This window comes from Vibrio sp. VP6 (genome assembly GCF_028823755.1).
GTDB lineage: Bacteria > Pseudomonadota > Gammaproteobacteria > Enterobacterales > Vibrionaceae > Vibrio > Vibrio parahaemolyticus.
The window spans coordinates 33,890-46,751 of sequence record NZ_JAPEID010000031.1; the positions used below are offsets into that span (position 1 = coordinate 33,890).

12 protein-coding genes are annotated in these 12,862 nt (G+C 44.8%); 1 reads left to right on the forward strand and 11 read right to left on the reverse strand.

Annotated elements, in window-relative coordinates:
• Window positions 1-88 precede the first annotated feature (88 nt).
• The 8 genes from OU793_RS17860 to OU793_RS17895 form a co-directional block, all read right to left on the reverse strand.
• Entirely contained in the window at window positions 89-481 is a 393-nt protein-coding gene (locus OU793_RS17860; RefSeq protein ID WP_005459209.1) for a GspS/AspS pilotin family protein, read from the reverse strand.
• A 3-nt stretch (window positions 482-484) separates the two neighbouring features.
• Window positions 485-781 (reverse strand): YciI family protein, encoded by a 297-nt coding sequence (locus OU793_RS17865; RefSeq protein WP_021453642.1) that lies wholly within the window; start codon window positions 779-781, stop codon window positions 485-487.
• Window positions 782-896: 115 nt separating this feature from the next.
• Window positions 897-1,292, reverse strand: coding sequence for an acyl-CoA thioester hydrolase YciA (gene yciA, locus OU793_RS17870; protein WP_005459205.1), 396 nt, complete (start codon window positions 1,290-1,292; stop codon window positions 897-899).
• A 157-nt stretch (window positions 1,293-1,449) separates the two neighbouring features.
• Window positions 1,450-2,013 carry a septation protein A gene (locus OU793_RS17875; RefSeq protein ID WP_005481614.1) on the reverse strand — a complete coding sequence of 188 codons (564 nt, stop codon included), beginning with the start codon at window positions 2,011-2,013 and terminating at the stop codon, window positions 1,450-1,452.
• Between the two features lie 221 nt (window positions 2,014-2,234).
• Window positions 2,235-2,477 carry a hypothetical protein gene (locus OU793_RS17880; protein WP_005481662.1) on the reverse strand — a complete coding sequence of 81 codons (243 nt, stop codon included), beginning with the start codon at window positions 2,475-2,477 and terminating at the stop codon, window positions 2,235-2,237.
• 94 nt (window positions 2,478-2,571) lie between these two features.
• Window positions 2,572-5,124, reverse strand: coding sequence for a hybrid sensor histidine kinase/response regulator (locus tag OU793_RS17885; protein ID WP_140103737.1), 2,553 nt, complete (start codon window positions 5,122-5,124; stop codon window positions 2,572-2,574).
• Entirely contained in the window at window positions 5,117-6,298 is a 1,182-nt protein-coding gene (opaM, locus tag OU793_RS17890; RefSeq protein WP_020838754.1) for an acyl-homoserine-lactone synthase OpaM, read from the reverse strand. The genes OU793_RS17885 and opaM overlap by 8 nt, the downstream gene beginning before the upstream one ends.
• 213 nt (window positions 6,299-6,511) lie before the next feature.
• Window positions 6,512-7,771 carry a dicarboxylate/amino acid:cation symporter gene (locus tag OU793_RS17895; protein WP_021484952.1) on the reverse strand — a complete coding sequence of 420 codons (1,260 nt, stop codon included), beginning with the start codon at window positions 7,769-7,771 and terminating at the stop codon, window positions 6,512-6,514.
• Window positions 7,772-8,312: 541 nt separating this feature from the next.
• Here OU793_RS17895 and OU793_RS17900 point away from each other — a divergent pair.
• On the forward strand, window positions 8,313-9,854 hold the full coding sequence (locus OU793_RS17900) for a long-chain fatty acid--CoA ligase (protein WP_140103735.1): 1,542 nt from the start codon (window positions 8,313-8,315) through the stop codon (window positions 9,852-9,854).
• Between the two features lie 118 nt (window positions 9,855-9,972).
• Here OU793_RS17900 and OU793_RS17905 read toward each other — a convergent pair whose 3' ends face one another.
• The 3 genes from OU793_RS17905 to trpB all read right to left on the reverse strand — a co-directional run bounded on the left by OU793_RS17905 (window position 9,973) and on the right by trpB (window position 12,835).
• Window positions 9,973-10,665, reverse strand: coding sequence for a Crp/Fnr family transcriptional regulator (locus OU793_RS17905; protein WP_020840978.1), 693 nt, complete (start codon window positions 10,663-10,665; stop codon window positions 9,973-9,975).
• Window positions 10,666-10,838: 173 nt separating this feature from the next.
• Entirely contained in the window at window positions 10,839-11,645 is an 807-nt protein-coding gene (gene trpA / locus OU793_RS17910; protein ID WP_021448888.1) for a tryptophan synthase subunit alpha, read from the reverse strand.
• A complete protein-coding gene (gene trpB, locus OU793_RS17915; RefSeq protein WP_005465096.1) occupies window positions 11,645-12,835 on the reverse strand; it encodes a tryptophan synthase subunit beta in 1,191 nt (396 codons plus the stop codon). Before trpB ends, trpA begins: the two co-directional genes overlap by 1 nt.
• Window positions 12,836-12,862 lie beyond the last annotated feature (27 nt).

Sequence of the window (12,862 nt, forward strand, 5' to 3'; positions counted from 1 at the left end):
CTTTTGCGTCTTTTATTTAATGTACGCCTAGCTCACTAACGACAGCTCTCGTTGTCGTCGGGCTTGAGCGACAAGCAAATTACTGTGACTATTTGATTTTGCTACAGGTTTGCTCTGAAACCAATTCATCAGCAATTAACTGACCGCGTGAGTTACGCACTTTCAATCGGTACATCAAACCCATATCAATTTGCTCTCTTACCGACGGCGTATTGCAGTATGTATAAATACTGGTATTCAGTACTTGGTTTAATGGTTTCGCACCTAAAGCATCGTCGTTGTAAATCATCATCATTTCTACCACGTTCTTGTTAGAAGAAACACGCATGATTTGCAGCGGACCGTATTCCAACGGCAGTCCAGCAGACAAGACACCAGCACGGTTAGACGCCATTAATTCAAGTTGGCGTTGGTTGTCATTGCTTGATGAACAACCCGCCAATGCACCAAAGGCGAGGAAGAGACACAGTAATTTTTTCATAACTTAAAACACTTTTTTGAACGGTTTTACGATCACGTTTTCGTAAACGCCCGCCGCCACATAAGGATCGGCGTCAGCCCATGTTTTTGCATCTTCCAAAGAGGCAAATTCAGCAATGACTGTCGAACCAGTAAAGCCGGCTTCTCCTGGGTTATCAGAGTCGATCGCTGGCATCGGACCTGCGGTAAGTAAACGACCTTCATCTTGAAGCTGTTGCAAGCGTTCTAAATGTTGAGGACGAACGCCCATACGTTTTTCCAATGAGTTCTCGACGTCCTGAGAAAAGATGACGTACCACATAGCATAGTTCCTTAATTGGTGGGGTAAAGTGTTAATTTAACGTCTTTTTTGAACCTCTCACAAGTGAACAATAGAAAATGTGAGATTCTTCCTAGCAATTCGATTTTATGACAACTTAGCTTTGCACTGGACGTGGTTTGCCTTCACTGTCGATGGCTACATAGTTAAAGGTTGCTTCACAAACCATGAAACGATCTTCGATGCCGTCGACTTTCACTGGTTTCACCCAAACTTCTAGGTCAACGCTCATCGATGTACGGCCGATTTTCTTACACACGCCGTAACAACAAACCACGTCACCTACGCTGACTGGTTTTTTAAATGTAATGCTTGAAACAGAAACGGTAACGACGCGACCAGAACAGATCTCTTTCGCCAGAATCGCACCCGCCAAGTCAAGTTGAGACATTATCCAACCACCAAAGATATCGCCGTTTGCATTTGTATCAGCGGGCATTGCAAGGGTACGAAGCAGAAGCTGGCCTTTCGGAGAGTTAAATTCTTGGCTCATAGTGACATCCTAAATCTTCAAGGGCGCTCAAAAAAAGCGCAAATATGGTGTGCCAATAAGAATACTAATGCAGTAATTATTGGTCCGTTGAACAAAACAGCGACCCGAAGGTCGCTGTGAATAATACATTTGCGCGGATTATAGCAAAATTGAGTTTTTAATCATCAACCGAGACATCGGAGGAGTTATTTTTCTCTTCCTTTGGCATGTGCTTGTAAATGTAGACACCAGTAGCAATCATGTAGGCGAAGGTGGCGATCAGCATTCCAAATACTTTGAAGTTAACCCAAACATCCAGAGGTAGCTCGTAAGCGATGTAAATGTTTAGGCCTGCAAAAAATGAGAAGAAGCCTACCCATGCCCAGTTTATCTTCGCCCAAATCGCGTCAGGTAGCGTGATCTCTTTACCCAACATGCCTTTGACGACCGATTTTCCCATTAAGTGGCTGGCGGTTAAGCCAACGGCAAGCACCACGTAAATGATAGTGACTTTCCATTTTATGAAGTTGTCGTCATGGAAGAAAATGGTCATGCTGCCGAATATCGTGACGATGACAAACGTGATCAGTTGCATCTTCTCTACTTTCTTATACAGCGCGTAGGTCACGATAAGTTGAACTGCCGTTGCAACGATGAGTGCTCCAGTCGCTACATAGATGTCGTACATCTTGTATAGAGCGAAGAAGATAATGAGAGGAATAAAATCAAGGATTTGCTTCATGTTGCCAAAAACTACCGAGTTGTTGAGTTGCTGACAGTCTAGCGGAATCTGGCGTAATGTGAATAGCTCAAGGGATATGGATAAAAAATTGCCGCTTAATGAGCGGCAATGTATTGATATGTTTAAGGCACCTAAAAAGGCGAAATCTTGCTCGTTAGTACAGATAATTTGGTGAGCTTCTGTAGGCTTGAGTCATGGATCGAGTGCTAAACGGTTCTTTCCTACGCCACACGTTGGTATTGAGAAATCAGAGACTTTACGTCTTCCAAATAGCCTTCTCTCAACAAGTTATCGACGGTGGCTTCTAGCTCTTCATGCGTCATGGTGAAGCAAGTCGATTTGCCTGTCATTAGGCTCAAATATTGGTGATACTCTTCCTCGGTGTAGCGTCCGATTCTGTCTAACAATAGTGCTTTTATTCCGTGATGAATCAAGCCGTAATATGTGTGTCGGTGAAGTAACATAGCCATCTCCTTATCAAGCTTCCTGACTGATGACAGCAAGCTCAACGCTCTGGATAATTCGGTTTGTACTTCAGTTAAGCAGTTTTAATGCCAACTATTCATTCGCAATTTGATGACTGTTCGTTACGCTGATTTTATCGAAATGAAGCCATCGCACCAGTACATCACGCAATGCGTTGAGTGTGGTTGGCTTTTCCAGACGACCATCCATCAATTTAGCGATCATCTCGAGCTCTTTCTCTCCAGACTCGCCAGACAGGGCGATGATTGGCGTAGTTGGGGAGCACTGCTTGATTTTTTCGCTGGCGTCAAACCCATTCATCACGGGCATTTGAACATCCATCAACACCAAATCGACCTGATGTGATTGAAACAGTTCCACCGCATTTGCGCCGTTATTGGCTTGTAAACTATTGACGCCAAGTCGATTTAGGTACATTTGAACCAAAGTACGTTGCACCTCTTTATCATCGACAATGAGCACAGTTGGTGCATCTTTGTTGATTTGTACGACAGGTTCTGGACTTGGTTTGGTTTTGACTTTCTGATTCCAGTTGTAAAAGTTTGGCGTTCGAAGTGTTTCTACTTTCGGTGCATTTGGCACAACCGGAAAATGCAGATAAAACTCGGTAAATTCATTAGTTACCGATTTACACTCAATTCGACCACCAAAAGAACGCATCACACGCTGACAGTACCCCAAGCCAAGCCCGCTACCGCCGCTTTTCTGGAATGAGAAAAAGTCATCAAAGATTTTGTGTACGATGCTGTCATCAATCCCAGGCCCTGTATCGCGGAAAACAAGCGTGTTTTCATAAGGGCCGACGAGGGTTCTGATTTCAATTTGACTATCGGGATAGGAATCAAAATAGTAAATCGCATTGCGAATCAAATTGAAAATGACAAAGTTAAACAGCGTCTCGTTGATTTTGGCGACAAAGTCGTTTTGAGTCGGAAGTTTCACCCTTTCGATGATGTGTTCGTTTTCAAAACCGTATCGACTCACCGCAAGATCTACAGCTTTATGAATCGAAGTAAGCGAAAGGGGTTCATGCACAGCAGAAGTATCGCTGACTTCGCGCAAGATGATGTCGATGAGTTGGCGTCCACGCTGAATTGCTGCTTGGCCTTTTTCTATATCGCTTCTGATCTTGTCATCGGATGCATTGCTATCAATGTGCTGTTTCAGCGCTTCAAATTGAAGCTGAACTTGCGCCAATGGGTTGCGCATTTCATGGGCGATCGAGTTGGCTAACGCGCGGCTTTGACGAATCTTTCTATCAGACTCAATCGTATTTTGTACGCGGATCAACAATGTTTGTAGTGCTGAAATCTCTTCGTTCGAAAACAGTTTGTTATCGCTTTTGTGTGAAGAAATCAGCAAATGTGAAACCGACTTTTCGCGGCCAAACAGTGGCATAACAAGTGCCGTGTTACTCGATCTCATGCGTTCATACAGAGCTTTGATTGAACCTTTTGAAGACGGTTTTTCGTCGAGCCTTTCAGAGAGTTCGTCGAGCACCAAAACCGAATCATTGCTGTGTAAATAATCTTCGTAGAAGGTTTCGGTGTAGTTACTGGTTACGAGTTGAAGCTTGTCATTGGGTATGTTGAGTAATGTGCTCAACTGATGCACGGCATCGTCGATTGAGCGCTTAAACTCTTCTTCTAACGCTAAGATCTGCTGAACTGGTGTTTGTCGATTGCCGTAGATAAAGAACGATGCGATTCGGCTAACGCGTTTGTAGACCAAGTGCCAGGTGATGCCAATCAAGGCGCAAATCGGAATTGAGATGAGCCATTGATTGTCTTCAGACATTGGAATAAATACCGCACCTAATGGCAGGACGAAAATGGTGCACACAAAAAGCACACTGATCGTCAGATAAGCAAGGTATTTGGCGCTGTAGAATCTCGATGTAAGCAGCGCGTAACCAACAAACAGCATTTCACTGATGGATAACGCTGGTGGCAGCCACGTTAGTGAGAAATCCCCAAGGAAGTAGGTCATGCCTAGGTGTATGACAGCCGTAGACAGCATGAATACTAAGATCCCTGCGATCATGTAATTGTTCTTCGCTATAGAGAGCTTACTGCTGTTTGCGCGCATGCTAATGAGGTTGGTGAGTGTCATAACGACAAAGGTCACCAATCCTATGAAGAAATATGAAGTGTGAGGGCCAAACTCAATCACAAATTGGCTAGGGCCATCAATCAGCACATTCTCAACGGTTAGGTTCGGGCGTAAATTGATGACCAGAGAATAAACCGTCAGCGCAACAAAAATGCCTTGTTGCCACAGTTTTACTTTGCCTTTTTTCTGCTCTGCGGCGAGCTGGCAAGAAAAGTAGAAAGCAAAAGCAAATGCGAAGAAGGAAGCTAAGTTGGCTAATTTCGCCATGAAAATGCCGCCCTCTGACCCAAGCAGAGGTAGCAAATCGGTATGGAAGTAGGCGTTACTGCTAATCCAAATAATAATGCATGTCGAATAGGCGATATAAGGCGCGTGGTACGAACCTAAGATCACTTCGTTCTTTTGTTTAAGGCGATAGCAGTAGTACAGCAGCCACACGAGAACCACGGCCACTGTAGCAAACAGTGTGATGGCTTTCGGGTAGAGTAGGCCACTAAGACCTATATCAAGCATGTTCATTCACCTGCGTATTTTGTCTGATTACTCGAATACGGCGTTTATAATCGCGAAAGTCTGTGCGTTTAAAGGTGTCTACCATCGATTCAAAATTCCAGAAACCCCGGTACGTATTAGTACCGTCACCGTTAATGTCGCAGTATCCTGAATGAAAGTAGGCTTTAGAATCAATAGATTGATAAAAATTTAACATGAACGCTTGTTCTATAATGGTGAACCCAACCTTGTAGCCTGACTGAAACAGCACATTCATCAGCTCTTTTTGTGCAAGGTATAAGAAGTAGAGCTTGTGTTGAACGCTGCCGCTCACAGTAAGACGCAGCACTTCGCATACCGTCTCTGTTTTAGTTATGTGTGTTTGGAATGCCTGATCAAACACTGTTAAAGAACCATAGTCTGTAACGAGGTCACTTGCCAAGATATCAAGACGATTAAGCTCTTGATAGCCGTGCAGAGGTAGACAGAATCGCCATTTTTCACTGTTAAACTGCGGCGCATAACTTAGCCAAGTGTTACGTTGGTTCCAGTCTTGGATTAGTGCTGATGCGACCAACACCGGAGTTGTCTGAGTTTGGAGCAGAATAAAGTGCTTACCTTTCTGAGAAAGTGACAACAAGGGCAAAATCTCATACCACTTTTCTCCTTGAACGAATAGCTCCAAATTACTCAGCGCAACGGCGTCACTCAAGGTCATTGCCACTGGGTAGCTGGGCAGTTGAACGCGCATTGAAGACTCTGAAATATCATCAATGAGCATTGCTGAGTAAGAGGCGTCTTCGAAGGAGAGTTCAGTCGCTGGCTCGCGGTTTTCAAGCGAGTATTTCTGTTTGATGGCTTCGATTTCGCAAGCGCACCAAAAGTCTAACCAATGAGGGAAGCACTCTGCTACGGTTAATTCAAGTAGATAGACGTCGTCATGTAGGTTGTTCGGATGCAGTCGAACCAAATCTCGATAATCCATTAGCTCAAACAAGACAGAAAGACTTTTGGACTGGTACTCAGGATAGCGTGCCAGCAAGTTCGTTTCTCGTTGATGAGTGATGGACTCAAAGAGAGAGGCTCTCTCTTGTGGTGTTAGGAAGCGAAGAACAATATCGATCAGTGCCTGTTGTTTTGTTTCAATAGGCAAATCTGTATTGGAAAGCGAAACCAAAGACAGCTTAAGACTCATGATACAACCTAGATCTGACGTTTTTTATAGTTAGTACGGGCGTTATATCACTTCAGAAAAATTATGCTATTAGTTTCTATTTGTATGGTTACGTAATGCAAAGAATCGAAAAAAAAGCCGCTCTTTTGAGCGGCTTTTAAGTATTTGTTAGGAAACTAAGCTTCTTGCTTCTGTAACTCTCTTTTGAGCGGCTTTTAAGTATTTGTTAGGAAACTAAGCTTCTTGCTTCTGTAACTCCGCGTCAGCGGCAGTTTCTTCTACTAAAGCATCAACAATGACCGCACATGCTGCATCACCAGTAATGTTTAGAGCCGTACGAATCATGTCGAAGATACGGTCAAGAGCGAAGAGTAGAGGCAGACCTTCAATTGGGATACCCGCCGCTAGTAGTACTGCTACCACTAGGAAAGAAGGGCCTGGAACACCAGCTTGACCAACCGCACCTAGTGTTGAAGTCACGATGATCGCGATGTAAGCGCCCATGCCTAGGTCGATGTTGAACAGCTGTGCAAAGAAGATAGCCACCAAGCCGTAGTAAATCGCATTACCAGACATGTTGATGGTCGCGCCCAGAGGCAGAACGAATGACGCAGTTGAGTTTTTCACGCCAAGTTCTTTTTCACACGTATCCATAGTGACAGGCAGTGTCGCCATTGACGACGCTGTTGATAGTGCAACTGCTTGTGGTTTTTTCATTGCAGACACGAATTTCTTCGCTGATGTCTTCGTGAAAACATGCACCATCGCAGGGTATACGATAAAGCCAAATACAAGGATTGCCGCAACGTAAACAACGAACAGTTTGAATACAACCATGAGTGCGCCAAAACCGAACGTACCTACGGCTTCTGCCATCAGACCAAAAACACCAATAGGTGCAATGATCATCACTTTATTGATCATCCAAACCATTGCATCAACAATGCAGTTCACGCCATTGATGATTGGTTCGCGACGCTCTTTCGCTTGCTTAGAAATCGCAATACCAAAGAACATACAAAATACTAGGATCTGTAGGATGTTCGCTTCATTCAGTGATTGGAAAACGTTGGTTGGGATCATACCAGTGATGGTTGCCCAGAAAGTAGGTAGTTCACCTTTTGAAGCGTACTCTGCCGAGAACATGCCTTCTACGCCAGAAACGTCGATGCCCATGCCCGGTTGGAATACTTCACCCATAAACAGAGCCAATGCAACTGCTAGAGCCGAAGTTAAACCGAAGTAACCCAATGTTACCAAGCCAACTTTACCCGCAGACTGGCTGTTACCAAGACCAGCAGCACCAGAAATCAAAGCAACAGCAACCAATGGGATTACCAGCATCTTGATTAGGTTGATAAAGATAGCACCTAATGGCGCGAATACAGTCGCATCATGACCCATTAGAGCACCAACGGCAGTACCCACGATCATTGCAATGACGACTTGCACGCCAATGTTGTTTAGCAAACTCTTTTGTTTTAACACTTCCATAACCTCTGTGCTAATAAAATGTAAAATCCTAAAATTGCCCACCAGCCTGTAATTGTTTTATGGATAATTATCTCGCCTTGCTTTTTACACGTATCGTTCACAATTGGCAATATGCAGCAGAAGCTTATTGATGAAATAATCGATATTTCATTGACGGGTGCTAATTTTTCGCACGATAGCAAACGATTGCCATTTGCTTGGTGTATGGATTTTGTATCTCGATGTGTCCTTTGGTGATAAATCACGTTTGTTGAAATTAAGTTAATGTTAATAGCTTGTTCAACGCTGGAGTTGAGGAAGGGCTTTGGTTTTTTGGTTTGATATTTATAACAATAATTAGCTAACACGCTCACATTTTGGTTCGTTCGGGCATCTGAATGTTAAATTTTTTACATTCTTGCGTTTTTAAATCTTGTAAATGTAATGTTAATAAAAGGCGATATGGCTTTTCCAAGCCCCCTAGTCGCCCATGATGCGTGACTCTCTTAAAGGATTTCACGAACAACAATGAAAATGACAAAGTTTTAGAGGGTAAGCCATTATGATGAACCTTGCTGCTGCCTTGCAGAGAAATGCTGCAAGTAAACCGAATAAAACGGCCTTGATATGTGGTGATAAAAAATTCACATACGCAGAATTTGACGCGATTGCGGGTAAGATCGCGACTTCGATGATTAAAGCAGGCGTCAAACCGGGAGACCGAGTGGCGTTATCGTGCCCGAATTTGCCTTTCTTTCCTTTCGTTTATTTTGCGGTTCAGAAGGCGGGTGCCGTTACCGTTCCGCTGAACGTGTTGCTCAAATCTAGAGAAATCAAATACCACCTAGAAGATTCGAAAGCGAAGTTTTACTTCTGTTTTGAAGGAACGCCCGAACTGCCAATGGCGAAAGAAGGCATGAAAGCGTTTAAAGAGGTGGATGCGTGTGAAACGATGATCGTAATGACGCAAGATCAAACGCAAAAAGAGTACCAAGGTTTACCCACACTGACGTCTTTTATAGAAGATATTGAACCCTTGGCGGATTACGTTGCTCGCGATGCGGATGACACTTGTGTGATTTTGTATACATCAGGCACAACGGGACTGCCCAAAGGAGCAGAGCTCACGCAGCAAAACATCGTAATGAATGCGCTTGTGGCTCAGAACATCATGGCGAGTCAGGCTGATGATGTTCATCTAGTAACGTTGCCACTGTTTCATACATTCGGTCAAACCGTGCATCTCAATGCTAGCGTGCAAAGCGGTGCAACTTTGGTTTTAGTCCCTCGATTTGACCCGAAACATGTGTTGGAGCTGATCGAAAAGCACCGAGTGACGCTCTTTGCCGGTGTGCCCACGATGTACATTGGTTTGCTGCATGTTGAACATAATTGCGATATTTCGTCGCTACGAGTAGCCGTTAGTGGAGGCTCGTCGCTACCGACAGAAGTATTTAAGACCTTTGAAGCACGATTCAATGTACCAATTCTAGAAGGTTACGGCTTGTCCGAAACCAGTCCGATAGCGTGTTTTAATCACCTTGATCAAGAGCGAGTACCGGGCTCTGTCGGGCAACCGATTCAAGGTGTTGAGGTGAAAGTCGTTGATCTTGACGGTCATGCTCTCCCTGTCGGTGAGGAAGGCGAAATTATTGTGCGCGGGCACAACGTCATGAAAGGTTATCTTGATCGCCCAGAAGTGACGGAATCGGTGTTGCAAAGTGGTTGGTTCCATACCGGTGACGTCGGGCGATTTGATGAGTCGGGTAATCTGTTTATTGTCGACAGGATTAAAGACCTGATCATTCGAGGAGGCTTCAATGTGTATCCTCGTGAGATTGAAGAAGTATTCATGACGCATCCTGCGGTAGCGATGGTGGCCGTGATAGGTATTCCGCATCAAGAATATGGCGAAGAGATCAAAGCCTATGTGGTATTAAAACCGAATCAATTTGTCGAAGCCGATGAGCTGCAATTATGGGGGCGAGAGCAGTTAGCCAATTTCAAATACCCAAGGTTTGTCGAAATTCGTGAACAGTTACCGATGAGTGCTACGGGTAAGATCTTAAAGAGAGAGCTAAAATCGGAACTCGAAGTCGCATAAGTATGATGTCAAAGCCAGCGAAGCTCTCGCTGGCTTTTTGTTTGATCTACATGGCATTGGCTGGTGGTCTTTTTGGCTGAGTACGCCGGTTAGACCAAAGACGTGTTTGCATCTACAACTATTCCAACTGTTTGAGATACGCTTCCATTTTCAGCGGATTCAATATGGTAATACTGCCGTATTGCAGCCTAAGAACGTTCGAGTTTTCCAATTTCTTTAGTACCTTATGAACACTTTGTCGTGTTAGCCCCATCATGTTGGCGATGTGCTCACGAGTCACTTTCACTACACAAGACTGGGCACTTATAGGACGGTTATGTTGATATTCTGCCAGAAGCAATAATCGTCTGCCGATCCTCTCTTCTATACCGCGAATGGCGTCGTCTTCGATAACGGAAATAGCTGACCATAATCTGCGGCTGAGCAAATCCAGAATCACAGGGTAGCTTTGTGGATATTTGGCTAACAACTGCCGAAATTTATCGCCAGGTAGCTCTAATAGGGTTACGTCGGTATGAGCTGTTGCTCCGAAAATGCGTGGCATGCCGGGTGAAAATACATTGTCGCCAAACCATCCTCCGGCTTCGAAAATCATCAAGGTGACTTCTTTTCCTTTGGAACTTATCGAGTTAACGCGTACAGATCCTTTGGCGATCACCATCAATGAAGAGTGCTGCGCGCCTTTACTGCAAATGAGTGCTTTCTCGTCGAAGTATCGTGCGCGAACGATTTGTACTGCTTCGTTTATTCCTTCCACTGGCAAACCGGCTAAAACAGGGCATTGCAGCAACAACGATTTGATATCTTCCATGTCAGTACCTTACAAAACAGGTTTGAACAATGGCATGTTATCACTTTATGGATTCGCTTCTTTAAAAGACGGTTGGAAGTGAGAGCATTGCGAGGTTTGCAATCAAGTTGATAGAAAAAACGCCCATTAACGATAATTAATGGGCGTTTGCTGTGTTTAGCTTGTGGTGTCGGTTACTTTTGAGTTGCCGCTTTCATTGCTGAGACAAATTCACTAAGCTTATCGAGCATGATTTGCGGTTGCTCTACGTGTGTTTCGATGATTTTTACGACTGCTGAACCCGAAATTGCACCTGCAGCACCCGCTTCAATGGCTTGTTTTACTTGTGCTGGTTCAGAAATGCCGAAACCAAGTAACGCTGGTGGTGCATCAAACTGGTTTAGCTTTTCAAGCATGTGGTCAACTGGCATGTTAGCTTTGGTTTCTGCACCCGTCACACCCGCGCGCGAAAGCAGGTAAGTGTAGCCGCCGCCTAATTCAGAAACTTGTTTTAGCGTCTCGTCACTTGCCGTTGGGGGTGCGATAAAGATTGGGTGGATTCCAAATTTCTCTGCCGCGGCTACGAACTCTGCGCTTTCGTTAGTCGGAACGTCTGCAATGAGAACGGAATCGATGCCTGCTTTTGCACAGCGCTCGTAGAAGCTCTCAATACCGCGTGAGTATACAAGGTTGGCGTACATCAATAGACCAATTGGCAGGTCTGGGTACTTTGCTCGAATTTTGCCGATTTGCTCAAAACAGATATCCGGAGTTGCACCCGAATCTAACGCTCGAATGTTGGCACCTTGAATTGTTGGGCCGTCCGCCAATGGGTCTGAGAACGGAATACCAAGTTCAAGCGCATCAGCGCCAGATTCAACCAGTGTTTCCATGATCTTGTACGATTGCTCGGCGTTTGGATCACAAACCGTCACGAATGGTACAAATGCGCCTTGGTTTTTCTCGTTTAGGCGTGCAAACATCTTCTCATAACGGCTCATTAGATTACTCCTTTTTCTTCTAAGATGGCGTGTACGGTGAAGATATCTTTGTCACCTCGACCAGATAGGTTAACAACCAGTAATTGCTCTTTTTCAGGATTCTCACGAGCCATACGCAGTGCATGTGCCAGAGCATGAGAAGATTCAAGTGCAGGAATGATGCCTTCGCTGCGAGCTAGTTCTTGGAATGCTTCTAATGCTTCATCATCCGTTACGTTGTCGTATTCAGCGCGACCGATAGCGTTAAGGTGTGCGTGCTGTGGACCAACAGAAGGGAAGTCTAGACCTGCTGAAACAGAGTAAGACTCTTCAACCTGACCATTCTCATCTTGCATTAATGGTGCCTTCATACCAAAGAAGATACCTGTTTTACCATGCTTAAGTGGCGCACCGTGTTGATCTGTATCGATGCCTTTACCTGCTGGCTCCACGCCAATCAGGCGAACGCTTTCTTCTTCGATAAAATCTGCAAACATACCAATCGCGTTTGAGCCACCACCCACACAGGCGATAACAGCATCAGGTAGGCGACCTTCACGCGCCAGAATTTGGTTTTTAGTTTCTTCACCAATCATGCGTTGGAACTCACGCACAATAGTCGGGAATGGGTGAGGGCCTGCAGCTGTACCGAGAAGGTAGTGTGCGTCTTCGTAGCTGCCTGACCAATCACGCAGTGCTTCATTACAAGCATCTTTAAGTGTTGCAGAGCCTGAATGGACAGGAATCACTTCTGCCCCCATTAGTTTCATGCGGAACACGTTCGGGCTTTGACGTTCAACGTCTTTTGCACCCATGTAAACTCGACACTTGAGGCCAAGTAGTGCACACGCAAGTGCAGTTGCTACACCGTGTTGACCTGCGCCTGTTTCTGCGATGATTTCGTGTTTACCCATGCGCTTCGCTAGTAGCGCCTGACCAAGTACTTGGTTGGTTTTGTGTGCGCCGCCGTGAAGCAGATCTTCACGTTTTAGGTACAATTTTGTTTTTGTGCCTTTGGTTAGGTTACGAGTTAGAGTCAGTGCTGTTGGGCGACCAGCGTACTCTTGAAGGAGCGTCATGAACTCGCTGCGGAATTCTGGATCTTCTTGCGCGTCAATAAACGCTTGCTCTAGTTGCTCAAGTGCTGGAACTAGAATTTGCGGAACGTATTGACCGCCATATTCGCCAAAGTAGGCATTCAGTTTTGCCATTTTGATAATCCTTCTCGTATTTTTATA